Genomic DNA, 18,783 nt, shown 5'->3' with positions numbered 1-18,783 from the left:
CCGCGTACTGGGCGTACTCGGGTCTGGCGACAACGCCGCGAGGTGCCGTAGCCGGCGTCGCGGACCCGCGAAAGATCCGAACGACACGGCCTAGCTCCCCGGAGTCTGCGACCTGGCGCCGGTCCGCTCACCCTTGTCACCCTTGGGCGGCGTCACCGGACCGCGTCGCACCGCGCCCGGCGCGTTCCACTCCGCCCGCTTGCGCGCCCGCTTCCGGGCCAGCTCGGAGGAGTCCAGCTGCCAGGGAACGGAGGTCACCATCACACCCGGGGTGAACAGCAGCCGCCCCTTGAGCCGCAGCGCGCTCTGGTTGTGCAGCAACTGCTCGTACCAGTGGCCGACCACATACTCGGGGATGTAGACGGAGACCACATCCCGCGGGCTCTCCCGGCGCAGGCTCTTGACGTAGTCGATGACCGGCCGGGTGATCTCCCGGTACGGGGAGTCGAGGATCTTCAGCGGGACGTCGATTCCGCGCTCGTGCCACTCCGCCTGGAGGGCCTTGGTCTCGACGGGGTCGACGCCGATGCTCAGCGCCTCAAGCCGGTGCGAGCGCATCAGCTTGGCGTAGGCCAGGGCGCGCAGGGTCGGCTTGTGGACCTTGGAGACCAGGACCAGGGAGTGCACCCGGGAGGGGCGCACCTCCTCCTCGTCGAGCTGCTCGGTGGCGGCGGCGAGCTCCTCGGAGACACCGTCGTAGTGGCGGCGGATCGCCGTCATGATGACGTAGAAGATGACCATGCCCAGCAGGGCGACCCAGGCGCCGTGGGTGAACTTGGTCAGCAACACCACGACCAGCACCAGACCGGTGAAGAAGGCGCCGAAGGTGTTGATGGCGCGGGCGCGCACCATCCGGCGGCGGGCCGCCGGGTCGCGCTCGCTGGCCAGATGACGGTTCCAGTGCCGCACCATGCCGGTCTGGCTGAGGGTGAACGAGACGAAGACGCCGACGATGTAGAGCTGGATCAGCCGGGTCGAGTCGGCGCCGTAGACGTAGACCAGCACCGCGGCGGCCGAGGCCAGCAGCACGATGCCGTTGGAGAAGGCGAGCCGGTCACCGCGGGTGTGCAGCTGGCGGGGCAGATAGCGGTCCTGGGCCAGGATCGAGCCGAGCAGCGGGAAGCCGTTGTACGCGGTGTTGGCGGCCAGGAACAGCACCAGCGCGGTGGCCGCGGCCAGCACCACGAACAGGAACGAGCCATCACCGAAGACGGCGGCGGCGACCTGCGAGATCACCGGGTTCTGGGTGTAGTCCGAGCCGAGCGCGACCCCCTTGTCCAGCAGATCCCGGGCCGGGTCCTCGGCCATCTTGACGTCGGTGGCCAGGGCCAGCGTGATGATGCCGACGAACATGGCCACGGCGAGGCCGCCCATCAGCGCCAGCGTCGTGGCCGCGTTCCGGCTCTTGGGCCTGCGGAAGGCGGGTACGCCGTTGCTGATCGCCTCGACACCGGTCAGCGCGGCACAGCCGTCGGAGAAGGCCCGCAGCAGCAGGAAGATCAGCGCGAAACCGGCCAGTCCGGTGTGCTCGGCGTGGACCTCGTAACCGGCGGTGGGGGCCTTCATATCGTCACCGAGGACCAGCCCCCGGTAGGCGCCCCAGATGATCATCGCGAAGACGCCACCGACGAAGACGTAGGTGGGGATCGCGAAGAGCTTGCCCGACTCCCGCACCCCGCGCAGGTTCATCAGCGTCAGCAGCAGGATGATCCCGACCGCGCACAGCGTCTTGTGCTCGACGAAGAATGGGACGGCCGAGCCGAGGTTCTCCACCCCGGAGGAGATCGACACCGCCACCGTCAGGACGTAGTCGACCAGCAGCGCGCTGGCGACGGTCAGTCCCGCCTTGGGGCCGAGGTTGGTGGTGGCGACCTCGTAGTCACCGCCTCCGCTGGGATACGCGTGCACGTTCTGGCGGTACGAGGCGACCACGGTGAACATCAGCACGATGATCGCGATCGTGATCCACGGGCTGTAGCTGTAGGCCGACGCCCCCGCCACGGACAGAACGATCATCACCTGCCCCGGCGCGTACGCGACGGAGGACAGGGGGTCGGAAGCGAAGACGGGGAGCGCGATGCGCTTCGGGAGGAGGGTCTCCCCCAGCTTGTCGCTGCGCAGCGCCCGCCCGATCAGGATCCGTTTCGGGAGGTCGGTCAGTTTGGACACGCAGAGGATCGTAAGCGGTCGGCACGGCCCCCGCCCACCCGCCCACCATCTGGGAGGCGAACGGGCGGGGGCGCGGACGTCCCGCCGGTCAGGACAGCCGGGCGGGCAGGGCGCGATGGCCGTGGGAAATAAACGACTCCACCGGCTCCAACTCGTCCTGCCGGACCGCGAGCGCGAGCCCGGGGAACCGCTCGAAGAGCGCCGGGAGCGCGATGGCCGCTTCCATCCGCGCGAGCGGAGCGCCGACGCACAGATGGACACCATGGCCGAAGGCGAGGTGGGTCTTGACCGCCCGGGTGACATCGAACCGGTCGGCGCCCTCCCCGTGTACCTGTGGATCGCGCCCGGCGGCGGCGTAGGCGGCGAGGATCGCGTCGCCCTTGCGCAGCACCACACCGCTGTCCAGCTCGATATCCTCGACGGCATAGCGCAGCGGCAGATTGGCGACGGGGGCCGAGTGGCGCAGCGTCTCCTCGATCACGTCGTCCCACGAAGCCCGTCCGGCCCGGACATGCTCCAGCTGCTCGGGGTGGGTGAGCAGCGCGTGGATGGCGTTGTCCAGGAGGTTGACGGTGGTCTCATGGCCGGCGCTGAGCATCAGGGCGAGGGTGTCGACCAGCTCCTTCTCGCTCAGCCTGGAGTCGCTCTCCTCCTCCCGGACGGCGATCAGACCGCTGGTGAGGTCGTCGCCCGGCTTCTCCCGCTTGATGGCGACCAGCGCCTCCAGCACGGCGTACATCTCGGTGAAGGTGGCCGTGACCTCCTCCGGCTCGGCGGAGGTGTGGAAGATGCTGTCCACGACCCTGCGCATCCGCTCGCGCAGCCCCTCGTCGTCGAGCCCGAACAGCTCGGAGATCACCTGGATGGGCAGCGGATACGCGTACCCCTCCCGCAGATCGACGGTCTCCCCCGGCGCGGTGGCGGCCAGCCGGTCGAGGAGGTCCGCGCAGATCTGCTCGATACGCGGCCGCAGGGCGGCGCTGCGCCGCGCGGTGAAGGCCTTGGAGACCAGGGTGCGCAGCCTGCGGTGGTCGGCCCCGTAGGCGGTGAACATGTTCTCCACGGCGACCCAGGTGATCAGCGGCCACTCGGGAGAGATCTCACCGTTGATCCAGGCCGGCCAGTGCTGCCGCGGGTCCTTGGAGACGCGGGGGTCGGTCAGAAGCTGTTTGAGAAGCTCCTGGCGGCTTACAGCCCACGCCACCACGCCGTCAGGGAGCTCAACAAGCGTAGCCTCCCCCCGCTCGCGGACGCGGGTTGCCTCGGCGTTGATATCCCGGCCGGTGGGGTCGAGGACGAGGGGGCGGGAGAGGGATTCCATTGGCTGTCTCCAGGGGTCTCGGCGAATCGGTCCACGTCGGGCGCGGACGCTGCGGACTGTGCTCGGGGAGTTGCCAATTGCGGGGGGAAGCGCACCGGCACCGCGGCCAGGGCGCGGTGGAAGGGGCCGGTCCGCCACTGCAACCGGTCCGCGGGGACGGCCAGTTCCATATCCGGCAGCCGGTCGAGGAGCCGCTCGATGGCGACGGAGGCGATCACGCGGGCCGGGCGCTCCGCGGGACAGCGGTGCGCGCCCGCGCTCCACGCCAGATGGGCGCGGTTGCCCGAGCGGCGGTCGGAGGCCATGGCGGCTTCGTTGTTGGCGGCGGCGTAGCTCACCAGGACCGGCTCGCCCTTGCGCAGCCGTACGCCGCCGACGTCGCAGTCGTACCGGGGGAACCGGGTGCCGTAGTTGGCCATCGGCGGGTCGTTCCACAGAACCTCGTCGATGGCGTCCTGGACGGGCATGCTGCCCCCGGACAGCTCCCCGGCGAAGCGGTCGTCCGACAGCAGCAGCCGCAGCGCGTTGGCGATCAGGTTCGACTGCGGGTCGGTGCCGGCCGCCATCAGCAGGATGATCTGCTGCATCATCTCGTCGTCGGCCAGCTGCGCGGGATGGGCGATCAGCCAGGAGGTGACGTCGGCCGCGGGCTGCTGCCGTTTGCCGGCCACCAGGCCCGAGATCCAGCGCAGCAGATCCTCGTTGGCCTGATGGGCCTCCTCGCCGCTGTCGAAGAGCTTGGCCATGGTCGCGACCAGCTTGGGGCCGTCCGCGGCGACCGCGCCGAACAGCTGGTTGAAGACGAGCAGCGGGATGACGGCGGCGTACTCGCTCAGCAGATCGGCCTCGCCCCTGCTGGCGAAGGCGTCGATGAGCGTCTCCGCGCTGCGCTCGACGTACTCGCTGAGCGCGTGCGGATCGACCCGGTCCAGGCTGTCGGTGATCGCGCCGCGCAGCCGTGCATGTGTCTCGCCGTCGGTGAACAGGGCGTTCGGCCGGTACATCATCATCGGGCCCACCGGGCAGTCCTCGGGCACCTCGCCCTCGGCCATCGCCCGCCAGTTGCGCGGGTCCTTGGCGAACCGCTCGGTGTCGCGCAGGATCTCCAGGCCCAGTGAGTAGCTGGTGACGAGCGAGGCGTAGACGCCGGGCGACAGCTCGACCGGGGCGATCGGGCCGTAGGTGGCGCGCATCCGCTCATAGGCGGTGTGCGGGTCCGCGGCGAAGTCGGCTCCGTACATCGGGACGGCCGGGCCGCGGCCGCCGGGGGCGCCGCCTCCGGCGTGCGCGGGGCAGCCCGGTGGTGGCGCTGCGGAGGCGTCGGGCCCGACGTCTGAGCGGTAGGTCACGCTTTCTCCTGCTCCTGCGAGGTACGGGTGTGGCGGGACTGGAGGTACTTGACGAGGGCGATCAGGGCGCGGGTGGAGGAGATCCGGTTACGGGCGTCACAGACCACCAGAGGGGTTTCGGGGAGCAGATCGAGCGCCTCCCTGACCTCCTCGTCGGCGAAGACCGGTGCCCCCTCGAAGCGGTTGACGGCCACCGCGTACGGCAGGCCCTGCTCCTCCAGCACGGACATCACCGGGAAGGACTGCTCCAGTCGCCGGGTGTCGGCGAGGACGAGCGCGCCCATCGCGCCCTGGGTCATATCGGTCCACAGCCGGGTGAACCGGAACTGGCCGGGGGTGCCGAACAGATACAGCACCAGGGAGTCGCTCAGGGTGAGGCGGCCGAAGTCCATGGCGACCGTGGTGGTGGTCTTCCGCTCGGAGCCGGCGAGATCGTCGACCAGCGCTCCGGCCTGCGTCATCGTCTCCTCGGTGCGCAGCGGGCGGATTTCGGAGAGTGAGCCCACGAAGGTGGTCTTACCCACCGCGAAGTGACCCACCACCAGCAGCTTGACTGCCGTCCGCACGGTTCCGGGCAGATAGACGGCCCGCTCAGAGGCGAGCGCGGAGTCCATCGAGCACCTCCTGCAACAGCTGTGTCTCGGGGAGTTCGGCGGGGGGAATCGGGGACCGGGTGGTGATGTGGCCGCTGTCCACGAGATCACCGAGCAGGACCTTGGTGACGCTCACCGGCAGCTCCAGATAGCCGGCGACCTCGGCGACGGAGAGCGCGCCGCCGAGACAGAGCTCCATCACCCGCCGCTTCTCAGGGCTGAGCCCGGAGAGCGGACGGTCGGGGTGGGCCATGACCAGGGTCACCAGGTCGAAGGTGTTGCGGGTCGGGTAGGCACGGCCATCGGTCACGACATACGGGCGTACCAGTCCTCGTTCGCGCCGGCCGGGGCTCATGCGGAGCTGCCGAAGCCCTGCCGCCCGAAGTCCTGCCGCGGCGGACTGGTGAGTTCCTTGCCGAGCCGGTCGACCAGCTTCTGCATCCGGTAGCTGACCGCCTCCATGTCCACCGCCTCGGTGGCGGAGACCGCGAGATACGCGCCGGGCCCCGCGGCGGTCAGGAAGACATAGCCCCCGACGAACTCCACCAGGGTCTGCTGCCACGGGCTCTCGTGCGGATCGCAGAACTCGGAGGTGCTGCGGCTGATGGACTGGAGTCCGGAGAGTGCGGCCGCCTGACGCTCCGCCTCGTCGCGGGGGATGCCCGCGGAGTGCGCCCGCAGCATCCCGTCCGCGGACAGCAGGATGGCGTGCCGCGCCTCCGGCATCTTGACGACCTCGTCGAGCATCCAGCCCAGCTCGTTGTCCAAGTGGTCGTTCATGCCTGGCGATTCCCTTCTTCACTGTGGGGGGCGGCGTCCTGGGGGCGGGGGTCGGTTTCCTGAGGGGCCGCCCGGCCGGAGCGGGTGCCCCGGGCGAAGGCGCCCATCCGCTGGGCGGTTTCCTCGGCCGAGCGGACCCGGTGCGAGCCGGTGTCCGGCTCGGGCTGGGTGAGCGGCCGGGATCCGGGCGCGGCGGTGGCCTGACGGCGGCGGCGCTTGGGCAGTCCGCCGGCCGTCACGCCGAGGCTGCGCGCGGCCTCGTCGTCCGCGGCGGGTGGGGCCGCCGCGGGCGCGGGTTCGGGGGTGGGAGTGGGAAAGGGTTCGCGGGCAGGGGCGGGCTCGGCGGGCCGGGTCTGCGCCGGTATCGCGGCGGAGGCGGGTGCGGCGCCGGGCGCCGGGGCCTGGGGCTCGGCACGGCGGCGCGTCGGGCGGGAGGGGAGGGTGCGCGGCGGGGCGGCCTGCTGCTCCGCCGGCGCCGGGGCGGCACCGCGGGTTCCGGCGTCGGCGTGGGTGAGCAGCGCCGAGGGGAGGAACAGCACGGCCCGCACTCCGCCGTACGGCGACCGGGTGTCCACCGAGACGCTGAAGCCGTAGCGGGCCGCGAGCAGGCCGACGACGGCGAAGCCGAACTGCGGCGGGTCACCGAGCCGGGAGACGTCCACGGCGCGCTGGCCGGACAGCAGGGTGGCGGCCCGCTGCACCTCCAGACCGTCCATGCCGACGCCCGCGTCGTCGATCACGATGCAGGCGCCGTTGTGCACCGGTTGCAGGCTGACCTCGACGCTGGTGTTGGGCTGGGAGTGGCGGGCGGCGTTGTCCAGCAGCTCGGCGACCGCGAGCACCATCGGCTCCACCGCCCGGCTCACCACGGCGACATCGATCAGGCTGTGCACCTGCACCCGCTGGTAGTCGCGGATACGCGACTTGGAACCGCGGACGACATCGGTGAGCGAGGAGGCCAGCCGCTGGCGTCCGGGCCAGGAACCGCAGAGCACGGCGATGGCCTGGGCGCGGCGGCCGAACTGGGAGTTGGCGTGGTCGATCTCCAGCAGGTCCCGCAGCACATCGGGGTTGTCGTGCCGGTCCTGCATCTGCGAGATGGCCACCTGCTGCTCATTGGCGAGCCCCTGGAGGGCGCGCATCGACGCCTTGAGCGCGGACTTGGCCGAGGCGTCCGCCCGCAGCTGCGCCCTGTCCACCGCCCGTGTGAACTGCTCCGTGACGGCGTGCAGGCTCTGGGCGAACGTGGTGCCCGCCAGCTTCTCGTCCCTCAACCCCGGCAGCGGGGTGGGCAGGTTGACCCCCTCGGCGACGGCCGGGAGCCGGATGTCGACGAGATGGCGCACCTCCTCGTCGCGGGCCCGGAGGCTCTCCTCCAGTGCGGCGTTGCGCCTGCGCACGCCCGCGGTGATCCGCCGCTGGCGCATCAGCAGCACCAGAACGACAAGGGCGACGACGGCCAGGCACCAGCTCACCGCCTCCGATATGTGATCAGTCATCAGGAACCTCGTGCTGGGAACGCGGGCGCGGAAGGAACGATTCAGAGCCCTGATGTCCCGTCCGGAAACGGAATACGGCGATCATCTTAGTCACGCGATGACCGAGTGTCCGACGCGCGGAACACCGTTCGAACGCAGGGGACTCTATTGCCAATTGCCGTGATGGTGCAGTGAAGGTCCTGGATGCGGGGCGAAGATGAGGCGAATGCGACGCGGGAAAAACCCTGGGCCTTCTCCCGGCACGGGGCCGAGGTGATCGTCCCCCGCATTTCGACGAGGTCGCCCCAATCGGAAATGATCAGTATTCCACCCGGGCCCCGCGCCCTCTCCACCACCCCGGGGAACTTTCCCACCGGTACGGATACGGTGGGGACTAGCGCCGCGGCGAGAACAGTCCGTCCCCGCTCGGCACCGGCGGCGGGGACCGCGTTCCCGCCGTTGCCCCGTAGGTCCTGGAAGGAAGATGTGAGCAGGGTGTTTGTGCAGGTCGGCACGGTCATCAGGAGTGCGGGGTAAGACGCATGCATATCGTGATCATGGGCTGCGGCCGGGTGGGCTCCGCGCTCGCCCAGACCCTGGAGCAGCAGGGACACACGGTCGCGGTCGTGGACCAGGACCCGACCGCCTTCCGCCGCCTCGGCGCGGGCTTCGGCGGACGCCGGGTGACCGGTGTCGGGTTCGACCAGGACACCCTGCGCGAGGCGGGCATCGAGGAGGCGGGGGCCTTCGCCGCCGTCAGCAGCGGTGACAATTCCAACATCATCGCGGCCCGGGTGGCGCGCGAGATGTTCGGTGTGGAGAACGTGGCCGCCCGGATCTACGACCCCCGCCGCGCCGAGGTCTACCAGCGCCTGGGCATCCCCACCGTGGCCACCGTCCGGTGGACCGCCGATCAGATGCTGCGGCGGCTGCTGCCCTCCGGTGCGGAGCCGCTGTGGCGCGACCCCAGCGGCGGGGTGCAGCTGGCCGAGGTGCACACCTCCCCCGCATGGGTCGGGCACAAGGTCAGCAAGCTCCAGGAGGAGACCGGGGTGCGGGTCGCGTTCCTGACCCGGCTCGGCGAGGCGATCCTGCCGACCTCCCAGACGGTCCTACAGGAGGGTGACCTCGTCCATGTGATGATGCGCACCGACGAGGTGGAGAAGGTCGAGGCGGCCTTCGACGAGGGGCCCGAGGAGGGGAACAACCGATGAGGGTCGCCATTGCCGGAGCGGGCGCCGTGGGGCGCTCCATCGCGGGCGAGCTGCTGGAGAACGGCCATGAGGTGCTCCTCATCGACAAGGCGCCCACCGCCATCTCGGTGGAGCGGGTGCCGCAGGCCGAATGGCTGCTCGCCGACGCCTGTGAGATCACCTCGCTGGACGAGGCGGCGCTCCAGCGCTGCAACGTGGTCATCGCGGCGACCGGCGACGACAAGGTCAACCTGGTCGTCTCGCTGCTCGCCAAGACCGAGTACGGGGTGCCCCGGGTGGTCGCCCGGGTCAACAACCCCAAGAACGAGTGGCTGTTCAACGAGGCGTGGGGCGTCGATGTCGCCGTCTCCACACCGCGGCTGATGTCGGCGCTGGTCGAGGAGGCGGTGAGCGTCGGCGATCTGGTGCGGCTGCTGCGCTTCAGCCACGGCGACGCCAACCTGGTCGAGCTGACGCTGCCGCCGGAGGCGGCCCTGGCCGGGACCCGGGTCGGCGATGTGGAGTGGCCGGAGGACACCACCCTGGTCACCATCATCCGCGGCACCCGGGTGCTGACCCCGAACAAGGACGACGTCCTGGAGGCCGGCGACGAGCTGCTGTTCGTGGCGGCGCAGGCGCGCGAGGAGCAGCTGGAGGACCTGCTGTCGGTCCGCCGGGAGCCGTCCGCCGGAAGCTGAGCCCCGGGCTGGTTGTGACACGGCCGCTGTGACACGGGCGAGGGCCCCGGGAACCACTTCGGTTCCCGGGGCCCTCGTCGCTGTCGTGCGCCGTCGGCGGACGGCCTCCGTCAGGGAAGGCGGGGCGGCCGGCGGTCGGACGACTCGCCGCGGGCCTCGCTCACGATCTGGTCGGTCCACTCGGCGAGCAGCGGGTCGGCGGCCCGCTCGGTCGCAGCCTGGGTGCGCTGGCGGTCCCGCTCGGCCTTCTCCTCGGCCTCCAGCTCCGCGATGACGTCGATCGGCGGCGGGGCCTTCGCGAGGAAGATCCAGGTCAGATAGACACAGAGCAGGAACGGCGGAATGCCCAGCGCCACCTTGACCCAGCCCAGCTGGGTGGCGTCCCCCCACCAGTAGAGCGGGAAGAGGATCGCCGATTTGGCCAGCAGGATCAGCCCCCACGCCCAGGTGGCCTTGGTGTAGGCGCGGAAGCGGCCCGGATTGCGGGTGCGCCAGGAGAGGTTCTCCTTGAGCATCGGCCCGAGCAGCACACCGATCAGCGGATAGCGGAAGATCGCCGAAAGGACGTAGGCGACCGCCAGGCCGAGGGTGTAGAGCATGCCCGGCAGATAGAAGTTCTTGGCGTCGCCGGACATCATGGCGAAGATCGCGCCGAACGCGACCCCGAAGACCCCGCTGAAGGCGTGCTTGAGGGTCTCCTTGCGCGCCAGCCGGGCCACCGCCAGCAGCACCGTGAGACCGAGCGCGGCGATGGCGGCGAGGTGGATGTCCCGCTTGATCGTGTAGAGCAGGACGAAGACCAGGCCCGGGACGGTGGTGTCCACCATGCCCCGTACACCGCCGAACGCCTCGAGGAGCGCGGTGTCGGCCGCCGCTCTGCTGCGCGCGGCGGTGTCCTGGTGATCGGTGGGGGACGGCTTGTCGTCTGACGTCACCGGCTACTCCTGTCCGAGCGGTCGGAGTTCGTACTTCGGATTGAACAGCACCCGGCGCCCGTGACTCATGGAGATCCGGCCGGAAGCGATCAGCTTGCGGCCCGGTTCTATGCCGATGATGGAGCGACGGCCCAGCCACACCACGTCCAGCGCGGCGGTGCCGTCGAAGAGCTCCGCCTCCAGCGCGGGCACCCCGGCCCTCGGCCGCAGTGTGACCGTGCGCAGCGTACCCGTCACCTTCACGATCTGGCGGTCGCCACAGTCACCGATCTTGGTGCAGCCCGCGTCCTCCGCGTCCTGCTGGAGCTCTGCGGAGTGAAGCTCCTCCTGGGAACTCGACAGCCGGTCGAGCATCCGCCGAAAGCGGCCCACCGGCTTGTCGCCCTTCTCGGAGGGCTGGCGTACGGAACTCATACGGCCAGCGTACCGGTGAGCCCCCGCCGCGAACCCGTCACCGCTCGAACCGGTAGCCCATCCCCGGCTCCGTGATGAAGTGCCGCGGATGGGAGGGGTCCACCTCCAGCTTGCGGCGCAGCTGGGCCATGTAGACGCGCAGGTAGTTGGTCTCGGTGCCGTAGGAGGGGCCCCAGACCTCCTGGAGCAGTTGCTTCTGGGTGACCAGACGGCCGGGGTTGCGCACCAGCACCTCCAGCAGATGCCATTCGGTGGGCGTCAGCCGGACGTCGCGGCCGTCGCGGTGGGCCTTCTTGGCCGCCAGGTCGACCGAGAACGCCTCGGTCTCGACGGTCACCGGGTCCTCCGACTGCACGGTGGGCTCGGCCCGGCGGACGGCGGCGCGCAGCCGGGCGAGCAACTCGTCCATGCCGAACGGCTTGGTGACGTAGTCGTCGGCCCCCGCGTCCAGGGCCTCGACCTTCTCGTCTGAGGTCTGGCGGGCGGAGAGCACCAGGATCGGCACCCGGGTCCAGCCGCGCAGCCCCTTGATCACTTCCACACCGTCCATATCGGGCAGCCCGAGGTCGAGCACGACCACGTCGGGGTGGCGGGTGGCGGCGAGCCGCAGGGCGGTCGCGCCGTCGGACGCGGCGTCCACCTCGTACTTGCGCGCCTTCAGGTTGATCACGAGGGCGCGTACGATCTGCGGCTCGTCGTCCACCACGAGCACCCGGTTCATCTGGTCTGCCTTCCCTCGCTTGTGTTGTCGTCAACCTGTCCTGACCGGCCACGGCTCCGGGGCCGGTCAGGAAACGGCCCGTGCCGGGAGGTCGGGCCGGACCGGCGGGCGGCCGGGGGCGGCCCGCAGGGTGAGCACCATGGTCATCCCGCCTCCCGGGGTGTCCTCGGCGGCCAGTCGGCCGCCCATCGCCTCGGCGAAGCCGCGGGCCACGGCCAGCCCGAGGCCGACCCCGGCGCTGCGCGGGGCGTCACCGTACCGCTGGAAGGGCTCGAAGATCCGGTCCTTGGCGGTGTCCGGCACGCCGGGGCCGCGGTCGGCGACGCGCAGTTCGACCCGCTCGCCGAGGGCGCTGGCCGAGACCAGTACGGGTGAGTCCGGCGGGCTGTACTTGACGGCGTTCTCCACGATGTTGGCGACGCCGCGCTCCAGCAGCCCGGGGTCGACCGCGACCATGGGCAGCTCCTCGGGGATGTCCAGGGTGACGCTTCCCTCCGGGACGCCGCCGAGCGCCATCGGCACCACCTCGTCGAGGTCGATCTCGCGGATCAGGGGGGTGACGGTGCCGGTCTGGAGCCGGGACATGTCCAGCAGATTCCCCACCAGGTGGTCCAGCCGGTCGGCACCGTCCTCGATGCCCTCCAGCAGCTCGGCCTCGTCCTCCTCGGACCAGGCGACATCATCGGAGCGCAGGGAGGTCACGGCCGCCTTGATGGCCGCGAGCGGGGTGCGCAGATCGTGGCTGACGGCGGCCAGCAGCGCGGTCCGTATGCGGTTGCCCTCGGCCAGCTCGGTGGCGCGCTCGGCCTCCACGGTCAGCCGCTGCCGGTCCAGGACCACGGCGGCCTGGGCGGCGAAGGCGGCGAGCACCCGGCGGTCCTCGGCGGGCAGCACCCGGCCGGACAGCGCGAGCGCCATATGGTCGCCGACGGGCATGTCCACATCGGCGTCCTCGGGCCGCTCGGGCGGCCCGGCTCCCCCGATGCCGCCGACACTGCCCGCGCAGGTCCAGGGGGCGACATCGCTCTCCCGCTCCAGCAGCACCACCGCGTCCATGCCGAAGGTCTCGCGGACCCGCTCCAGCAGCGCCTCCAGGCTGGTCTCACCGCGCAGCACACTGCCCGCGAGGAAGGACAGCACCTCGGACTCGGCGCGCAGCCGGGCGGCCTGGTGGGTGCGGCGCGCGGCGAGGTCGACGACCGAGGCGACGCTGACCGCCACCGCCACGAAGATCGCTATGGCGACGATGTTCTCGGGGTCGGCGATGGTGAGGGTGTGGGTGGGCGGGGTGAAGTAGTAGTTGAGCAGCAGGGAACCCACGGCGGCCGAGGCGAGGGCGGGCAGCATCCCGCCCAGCAGCGCCGCCAGCACATTGAGGAAGAGGAAGAGCAGCACCTCGTTGGCGAAGCCGGGTCCGGCGTCGGAGGCGAGGGTGGCTCCGCTGGTGGTCAGCAGCAGGGTGAGCAGCGCCGGTCCGGCCACGCCCACCACCCAGCCCGCGATCAGCCGGGAGCGGCCGAGCCGGGCGCCACGGGCCACCGGCAGTCCGCGGCCCTTGGCCACCTCGCCGTGGGTGACGATATGGACGTCGAGATCGGGTCCGGACTCACGGGCGACGGTGGCGCCCACCCCGGGGCCGAAGATGTACTGCCACGCCTTGCGGCGGCTGGAACCGAGCACGATCTGGGTGGCGTTGACCCCGCGGGCGAACTCCAGCAGCGCCCCGGGGATGTCCTCCCCTATGACGTGGTGGAAGGTGCCGCCCAGGTCCTCGACCAGGGTGCGCTGGACCGCCAGCTCCTTGGGGGAGGCGGAGGTCAGCCCGTCGCTGCGGGCGATGTAGACGGCGAGGATCTCGCTGCCGGAGCCCTTGGCCGCCATCCGGGCGGCCCGGCGGATCAGCGTCCGTCCCTCGGGGCCGCCGGTGAGGCCGACCACGATCCGCTCACGCGCCTGCCAGGTGGTGCGGATGCTGTGCTCGGAGCGGTACTGCTGGAGGTATTCGTCGACCCGGTCGGCGGTCCACAGCAGGGCCAGCTCGCGCAGCGCGGTCAGGTTCCCGGGCCGGAAGTAGTTGGACAGCGCCGCGTCGACCTTGTCGGGGGCGTAGATATTGCCGTGCGCCATCCGGCGGCGCAGAGCCTGGGGCGACATATCGACCAGCTCGATCTGGTCGGCGCGGCGCACCACCTCGTCGGGCACGGTCTCCCGCTGCCGGACGCCCGTTATCGACTCCACCACGTCGCCCAGCGACTCCAGGTGCTGGATGTTGACGGTGGAGACGACATCGATACCGGCCCGCAGCAGTTCCTCGACGTCCTGCCAGCGCTTGGCGTTGCGGGAACCGGGGACGTTGGTGTGGGCGAGTTCGTCGACGAGGGCGACGGCGGGGCCGCGGGCGAGCACCGCGTCCACGTCCATCTCGGTGAAGACGGCGCCCCGGTACTCCAGCTCCCGGCGGGGCACCGCCTCCAGCCCGTGCAGCATCACCTCGGTGCGGCGGCGGCCGTGGTGCTCGACGAAGCCCACCACCAGGTCGGTGCCCCGCTCGACCCGGCGGTGGCCCTCCGAGAGCATGGCGTAGGTCTTGCCGACGCCGGGGGCCGCCCCGAGGTAGATACGTAGCTTGCCGCGTCCCATGACCCCATTTTCCTCGCTGTTCCGGGTTCTCAGCGCTGGACGAGGCGCGTGAGCGCGATGTTCAGCTTCAGGACGTTGACCCTCGGCTCGCCGAGGAAGCCCAGCTGACGGCCGTCGGTGTGGTCCTTCACCAGCCGGGCGACCTGGTCCCGGGCCACTCCGTTGGCCTGGGCGACCCGGGTCACCTGGAGGGTGGCGTAGGCCGGGGAGATGTCCGGGTCCAGACCGGAGCCGGAGGCGGTGACGGCGTCCACCGGCACCCGGGACGGGGCGACCCGGTTGAACGCGGCCACCTGCTTCCGCCGGTCGATGACGGTCTGCTTCAGCACCTTGCTGTCGGCGGCCAGGTTGGACGCGCCGGAGACGATGATCGAGTACTGGGTGTTGTAGGCGTTGGTGCCCGCCGCGGACGGCCGGGGCTGGAAGTAGCGCGGATCCGGCAGCGGATTGCCGTCCTTGTCCTTCTTGGCGAGGTCGAAGCGCTGGCCGACGATCTCGGAGCCGACGACCTCGCCACCGGACGTCACCTCGGAGCCATTGGCCTTGTCGTGGAAGGCGGCCTGGGCGATCCCGGTGACGGCGAGGGGATAGAGCACCCCGCAGACGACGGTGAGCGCGAGCAGGGCGCGCAGTCCCGCGCCGATCAGCCGCGCCGTACCGCGGACCGAGCTGTTCATGGAGGTCATGGTGGTGGGTCACCCGATCCCGGGGATGAGAGAGATGAGCAGGTCGATGAGTTTGATCCCGATGAACGGGGCGATCAGGCCGCCGAGGCCGTACAGGCCCAGATTGCGGCGGAGCATCCGGTCGGCGCTCATGGGGCGGTAGCGCACGCCCTTGAGGGCGAGCGGCACCAGCGCCACGATGATCAGCGCGTTGAAGATCACCGCCGAGAGGATGGCCGACTGGGCCGAGGCCAGCCCCATGATGTTGAGCGTGTCCAGGCCCTCGTAGCCCGCCACCGCCCCGAACATCGCGGGGATGATCGCGAAGTACTTGGCGACGTCGTTGGCGATCGAGAAGGTGGTCAGCGCGCCGCGGGTGATGAGCAGCTGCTTGCCGATCTCCACGATCTCGATCAGCTTGGTCGGGTTGGAGTCCAGGTCCACCATGTTCCCGGCCTCCTTGGCGGCCGAGGTACCGGTGTTCATGGCCACGCCGACGTCGGCCTGGGCGAGCGCGGGGGCGTCGTTGGTGCCGTCGCCGGTCATCGCGACCAGCTTGCCGCCCGCCTGCTCGCGCTTGATGAGCGCCATCTTGTCCTCGGGGGTGGCCTCCGCGAGGAAGTCGTCCACCCCCGCCTCGTCGGCGATGGCCTTGGCGGTCAGCGGGTTGTCGCCCGTGATCATCACGGTCTTGATGCCCATCCGGCGCAGCTCGTCGAACCGCTCCCGCATGCCCTCCTTCACCACGTCCTTGAGGTGGATCACGCCGAGCACCCGAGGTCCGTCGGCGTCCTCGACCGCGACCAGCAGCGGGGTGCCACCGGCCGCCGATATCGCGTCGACCTTCTCCTGCGCGTCGGCGGAGACCTCCCCGCCGCGCTGACCGACCCAGGCGACGATGGAGCCCGCGGCGCCCTTGCGCACCTTGGTGCCGTCCACGTCGACGCCGGACATCCGGGTCTGCGCGGTGAAGGGCACGAATGCGGCGTGGCTCAGCTCGCCCTCGTCCCGCGCCCGCAGCCCGTAGCGCTCCTTGGCGAGGACCACGATCGAGCGGCCCTCGGGGGTCTCGTCGGCCAGCGAGGACAGCTGGGCGGCGTCGGCGAGTTCCGCCTCGGACGCCCCGGTCACCGGGACGAACTCCGCGGCCTGCCGGTTGCCGAGGGTGATGGTGCCGGTCTTGTCGAGCAGCAGGGTGGACACATCGCCCGCCGCCTCGACCGCGCGGCCCGACATGGCCAGCACATTGCGCTGGACCAGCCGGTCCATACCCGCGATACCGATGGCCGAGAGCAGCGCGCCGATGGTGGTCGGGATGAGGCAGACCAGCAGCGCGGTGAGCACGATCATCGTCTGCTCGGCGCCCGCGTAGATCGCGAACGGCTGGAGGGTCACCACCGCCAGCAGGAAGACGAGGGTGAGCGAGGCGAGCAGGATGTTCAGCGCGATCTCGTTCGGGGTCTTCTGCCGGGCGGCGCCCTCGACCAGGTTGATCATCCGGTCGATGAAGGTCTCGCCCGGTCTGGTGGTGATCTTGATGACGATGCGGTCGGAGAGCACCTTGGTGCCGCCGGTGACCGCGGACCGGTCGCCGCCGGACTCCCGGATGACCGGGGCCGACTCACCGGTGATGGCGGACTCGTCCACGGACGCCACGCCCTCGACGACATCGCCGTCGCCCGGGATGACATCGCCCGCCTCGCAGACCACCAGATCGCCGACGCGCAGTTCGGTGCCGGGCACCCGCTCCTCGGCGGAGCCGGTCAGCCGGCGAGCCACGGTGTCGGTCTTGGCCTTGCGCAGGGTGTCGGCCTGCGCCTTGCCGCGGCCCTCGGCCACGGCCTCGGCCAGGTTGGCGAAGACCACGGTCAGCCACAGCCAGCCGGTGATGGCCCAGCCGAACCAGTCGCCGGGGTCGAGGACGGCCAGCACGGTGGTGAGCACCGAGCCGATCTCCACGACGAACATCACCGGGGACTTCGCCATGATCCGCGGATCCAGCTTGCGGAAGGCGTCCGGCAGCGACCTCACCAGCTGCCGGGGGTCGAACAGACCGCCCGAGACCCGGCCGCCGGAGCCCTCGGGGCCGTGCGGGTGCCCGCCCTCGGGAGCGGTGCGTACGGGGGTGGTGGCTGTGCTCATGAGAGTCCCTCCGCCATCGGGCCAAGGGCCAGGGCCGGGAAGTAGGTCAGTCCGGTGATGATGAGGATCGCGCCGACCAGCAGCCCCGCGAAGAGCGGCTTCTCGGTGCGCAGGGTCCCCGCGGTCTCGGGGACGGGCTTCTGCTCGGCCAGCGAACCGGCCAGCGCCAGGACGAACACCATGGGGAGGAACCGGCCGAGCAGCATGGCCAGGCCGATCGTGGTGTTGTACCACTCGGTGTTCGCGTTGAGTCCGCCGAAGGCCGAGCCGTTGTTGTTGGCGCCGGAGGTGAAGGCGTAGAGCACCTCGGAGAAGCCGTGGGCGCCGCTGCCGTTCACCGAGTCCCCGGCGGTGTTGAGGATCGAGTCCGGCGGGGTGGACAGCGCCATCGACAGGGCGGTGAAGCTCAGCACCAGCGTCGGGGTGACGAGGATGTAGCAGGCCGCGAGCTTCATCTCGCGGGCGCCGATCTTCTTCCCGAGGTACTCGGGGGTGCGGCCGACCATGAGGCCCGCGATGAAGACCGCGATGATCGCCATGATCAGCATGCCGTAGAGGCCCGAGCCCACACCGCCGGGGGCGATCTCACCGAGCATCATGCCGAGCATCGTGAGCCCGCCGCCGAAGCCCGTGAAGGAGGAGTGGAAGGAGTCCACCGCGCCGGTCGAGGTCAGGGTGGTGCTGGTGGCGAAGATCGCGGAGGCGCCGACGCCGAACCGCTGCTCCTTGCCCTCCATCGCGCCGCCCGCTTCCTGGAGCGCCGCGCCACCGTGGTGGAACTCGGTCCACATCATCAGCGCCGTGAAGCCGAGCCAGATGATGCCCATCGCGGCGAGGATCGCGTAGCCCTGCCGGAGGTTGCCCACCAGCTTGCCGAAGGTGCGGGTCAGCGAGAAGGGGATGACCAGGATCAGGAAGATCTCGAAGAGGTTGGTGAAACCGCTCGGGTTCTCGAACGGGTGGGCGGAGTTGGCGTTGAAGACGCCGCCGCCGTTGGTGCCGATCTCCTTGATGGCCTCCTGCGAGGCCACGGCGCCGCCGTTCATCTGCTGGCTGCCGCCGGTGAGCTGGCCGACCTCATGGATGCCCGCGAAGTTCTGGATGGCACCGCAGGCGACCAGCACCAGCGCGCTCACCACCGCGAGCGGGATCAGGATGCGGACGGTGCCGCGCACCAGGTCGGCCCAGAAGTTGCCGAGCTCACCGGTGCGCGACCGGGCGAAGCCACGGACCAGCGCGATGGCCACGGCCATGCCGACGGCGGCGGAGAGGAAGTTCTGCACCGCGAGCCCGGCCGTCTGGACGGCGTGCCCCATGGACTGCTCGCCCGCGTACGACTGCCAGTTGGTGTTGGCCACGAAGGACGCGGCGGTGTTGAACGCCTGGTGCGGGCTGATCGGGGTGAAGCCGAGGGAGAGCGGCAGACTTCCCTGGAGGCGCTGCAACAGGTAGAGGAAGACCACGCCCACCAGGGAGAAGGCGAGCACCCCGCGCAGATAGGCGGGCCAGCGCATCTGGGTGGACGGGTCGGCGCCGATACAGCGGTAGATCCACTTCTCGGGGCGCAGATGCTTCTCGGAGCTGTAGACGGCGGCCATATAGTCGCCGAGCGGTCGGTACACCAGGACGAGCGCGCCTATGAGCGCGGCCAGCTGGAGCACCCCAGCGAGTTCGGGGCTCATGGG

The 18,783-nt window shown here is 70.7% G+C and carries 16 protein-coding genes; 2 read left to right on the top strand and 14 right to left on the bottom strand.

From position 1 onward, the window contains the following. Positions 1 to 90: 90 nt before the first annotated feature. The 7 genes from AB0C66_RS32715 to AB0C66_RS32685 form a co-directional block, all read right to left on the bottom strand. Entirely contained in the window at positions 91 to 2,169 is a 2,079-nt protein-coding gene (locus tag AB0C66_RS32715) for an APC family permease (RefSeq protein ID WP_362446989.1), read from the bottom strand. A gap of 88 nt (positions 2,170 to 2,257) precedes the next feature. Continuing rightward, positions 2,258 to 3,376, bottom strand: coding sequence for a cytochrome P450 (locus tag AB0C66_RS32710; protein ID WP_362446986.1), 1,119 nt, complete (start codon positions 3,374 to 3,376; stop codon positions 2,258 to 2,260). Beyond that, positions 3,358 to 4,839: a cytochrome P450 gene (locus tag AB0C66_RS32705; RefSeq protein ID WP_362446983.1), complete on the bottom strand. Its 1,482-nt coding sequence runs from the start codon at positions 4,837 to 4,839 to the stop codon at positions 3,358 to 3,360. Before AB0C66_RS32705 ends, AB0C66_RS32710 begins: the two co-directional genes overlap by 19 nt. Then, a complete protein-coding gene (locus tag AB0C66_RS32700) occupies positions 4,836 to 5,453 on the bottom strand; it encodes an ATP/GTP-binding protein (protein WP_362446981.1) in 618 nt (205 codons plus the stop codon). Before AB0C66_RS32700 ends, AB0C66_RS32705 begins: the two co-directional genes overlap by 4 nt. After that, on the bottom strand, positions 5,431 to 5,787 hold the full coding sequence (locus AB0C66_RS32695) for a DUF742 domain-containing protein (RefSeq protein ID WP_362446978.1): 357 nt from the start codon (positions 5,785 to 5,787) through the stop codon (positions 5,431 to 5,433). Before AB0C66_RS32695 ends, AB0C66_RS32700 begins: the two co-directional genes overlap by 23 nt. Further along, the gene (locus AB0C66_RS32690) at positions 5,784 to 6,212 is read right to left on the bottom strand and encodes a roadblock/LC7 domain-containing protein (RefSeq protein ID WP_362446976.1); all 429 of its coding nucleotides are present in this window, start codon (positions 6,210 to 6,212) and stop codon (positions 5,784 to 5,786) included. The genes AB0C66_RS32695 and AB0C66_RS32690 overlap by 4 nt, the downstream gene beginning before the upstream one ends. Continuing rightward, complete coding sequence (locus AB0C66_RS32685; RefSeq protein WP_362446973.1) at positions 6,209 to 7,711, bottom strand: ATP-binding protein; 1,503 nt, start codon at positions 7,709 to 7,711, stop codon at positions 6,209 to 6,211. Before AB0C66_RS32685 ends, AB0C66_RS32690 begins: the two co-directional genes overlap by 4 nt. Before the next feature lie 521 nt (positions 7,712 to 8,232). Between AB0C66_RS32685 and AB0C66_RS32680 the strand changes: the two genes are divergently transcribed. After that, positions 8,233 to 8,904 (top strand): TrkA family potassium uptake protein, encoded by a 672-nt coding sequence (locus AB0C66_RS32680; protein ID WP_254737204.1) that lies wholly within the window; start codon positions 8,233 to 8,235, stop codon positions 8,902 to 8,904. After that, positions 8,901 to 9,581 carry a TrkA family potassium uptake protein gene (locus AB0C66_RS32675; protein WP_362446970.1) on the top strand — a complete coding sequence of 227 codons (681 nt, stop codon included), beginning with the start codon at positions 8,901 to 8,903 and terminating at the stop codon, positions 9,579 to 9,581. The genes AB0C66_RS32680 and AB0C66_RS32675 overlap by 4 nt, the downstream gene beginning before the upstream one ends. A gap of 110 nt (positions 9,582 to 9,691) precedes the next feature. Here the strand turns inward: AB0C66_RS32675 and AB0C66_RS32670 are convergent, their stop codons facing one another. From AB0C66_RS32670 to kdpA, 7 genes are all read right to left on the bottom strand, one after another. Further along, a complete protein-coding gene (locus AB0C66_RS32670; protein WP_362446967.1) occupies positions 9,692 to 10,516 on the bottom strand; it encodes a DUF3159 domain-containing protein in 825 nt (274 codons plus the stop codon). Positions 10,517 to 10,519: 3 nt separating this feature from the next. After that, positions 10,520 to 10,930, bottom strand: coding sequence for an OB-fold nucleic acid binding domain-containing protein (locus tag AB0C66_RS32665; protein WP_201878581.1), 411 nt, complete (start codon positions 10,928 to 10,930; stop codon positions 10,520 to 10,522). Between the two features lie 37 nt (positions 10,931 to 10,967). Then, positions 10,968 to 11,651 (bottom strand): response regulator, encoded by a 684-nt coding sequence (locus tag AB0C66_RS32660; RefSeq protein WP_362446964.1) that lies wholly within the window; start codon positions 11,649 to 11,651, stop codon positions 10,968 to 10,970. A 66-nt stretch (positions 11,652 to 11,717) separates the two neighbouring features. Further along, a complete protein-coding gene (locus AB0C66_RS32655) occupies positions 11,718 to 14,291 on the bottom strand; it encodes a sensor histidine kinase KdpD (RefSeq protein WP_362446962.1) in 2,574 nt (857 codons plus the stop codon). A gap of 29 nt (positions 14,292 to 14,320) precedes the next feature. After that, the gene (gene kdpC, locus AB0C66_RS32650) at positions 14,321 to 14,977 is read right to left on the bottom strand and encodes a potassium-transporting ATPase subunit KdpC (RefSeq protein WP_362446959.1); all 657 of its coding nucleotides are present in this window, start codon (positions 14,975 to 14,977) and stop codon (positions 14,321 to 14,323) included. A gap of 9 nt (positions 14,978 to 14,986) precedes the next feature. Beyond that, complete coding sequence (gene kdpB, locus AB0C66_RS32645; RefSeq protein ID WP_362446956.1) at positions 14,987 to 17,098, bottom strand: potassium-transporting ATPase subunit KdpB; 2,112 nt, start codon at positions 17,096 to 17,098, stop codon at positions 14,987 to 14,989. Further along, on the bottom strand, positions 17,095 to 18,780 hold the full coding sequence (gene kdpA, locus AB0C66_RS32640) for a potassium-transporting ATPase subunit KdpA (protein WP_362446953.1): 1,686 nt from the start codon (positions 18,778 to 18,780) through the stop codon (positions 17,095 to 17,097). Before kdpA ends, kdpB begins: the two co-directional genes overlap by 4 nt. Between the last annotated feature and the right edge of the window lie 3 nt (positions 18,781 to 18,783).

Origin of the sequence: Streptomyces sp. NPDC048636 (genome assembly GCF_040650655.1) — a bacterium.
Lineage (GTDB): Bacteria > Actinomycetota > Actinomycetes > Streptomycetales > Streptomycetaceae > Streptomyces.
The sequence above is the reverse complement of the archived record's forward strand: the minus strand, read 5'-3'. Positions and strand labels throughout refer to the sequence as shown.

Bases quoted from the DNA above. Each gene is read 5' to 3' on its own strand.
- kdpC (WP_362446959.1), bottom strand. From the start codon at position 14,977: ATGACCTCCATGAACAGCTCGGTCCGCGGTACGGCGCGGCTGATCGGC.
- kdpA (WP_362446953.1), bottom strand. From the start codon at position 18,780: ATGAGCCCCGAACTCGCTGGGGTGCTCCAGCTGGCCGCGCTCATAGGC.
- AB0C66_RS32700 (WP_362446981.1), bottom strand. From the start codon at position 5,453: ATGGACTCCGCGCTCGCCTCTGAGCGGGCCGTCTATCTGCCCGGAACC.
- kdpB (WP_362446956.1), bottom strand. From the start codon at position 17,098: ATGAGCACAGCCACCACCCCCGTACGCACCGCTCCCGAGGGCGGGCAC.
- AB0C66_RS32655 (WP_362446962.1), bottom strand. From the start codon at position 14,291: ATGGGACGCGGCAAGCTACGTATCTACCTCGGGGCGGCCCCCGGCGTC.
- AB0C66_RS32660 (WP_362446964.1), bottom strand. From the start codon at position 11,651: ATGAACCGGGTGCTCGTGGTGGACGACGAGCCGCAGATCGTACGCGCC.
- AB0C66_RS32675 (WP_362446970.1), top strand. From the start codon at position 8,901: ATGAGGGTCGCCATTGCCGGAGCGGGCGCCGTGGGGCGCTCCATCGCG.
- AB0C66_RS32690 (WP_362446976.1), bottom strand. From the start codon at position 6,212: ATGAACGACCACTTGGACAACGAGCTGGGCTGGATGCTCGACGAGGTC.
- AB0C66_RS32685 (WP_362446973.1), bottom strand. From the start codon at position 7,711: ATGACTGATCACATATCGGAGGCGGTGAGCTGGTGCCTGGCCGTCGTC.
- AB0C66_RS32695 (WP_362446978.1), bottom strand. From the start codon at position 5,787: ATGAGCCCCGGCCGGCGCGAACGAGGACTGGTACGCCCGTATGTCGTG.
- AB0C66_RS32680 (WP_254737204.1), top strand. From the start codon at position 8,233: ATGCATATCGTGATCATGGGCTGCGGCCGGGTGGGCTCCGCGCTCGCC.
- AB0C66_RS32665 (WP_201878581.1), bottom strand. From the start codon at position 10,930: ATGAGTTCCGTACGCCAGCCCTCCGAGAAGGGCGACAAGCCGGTGGGC.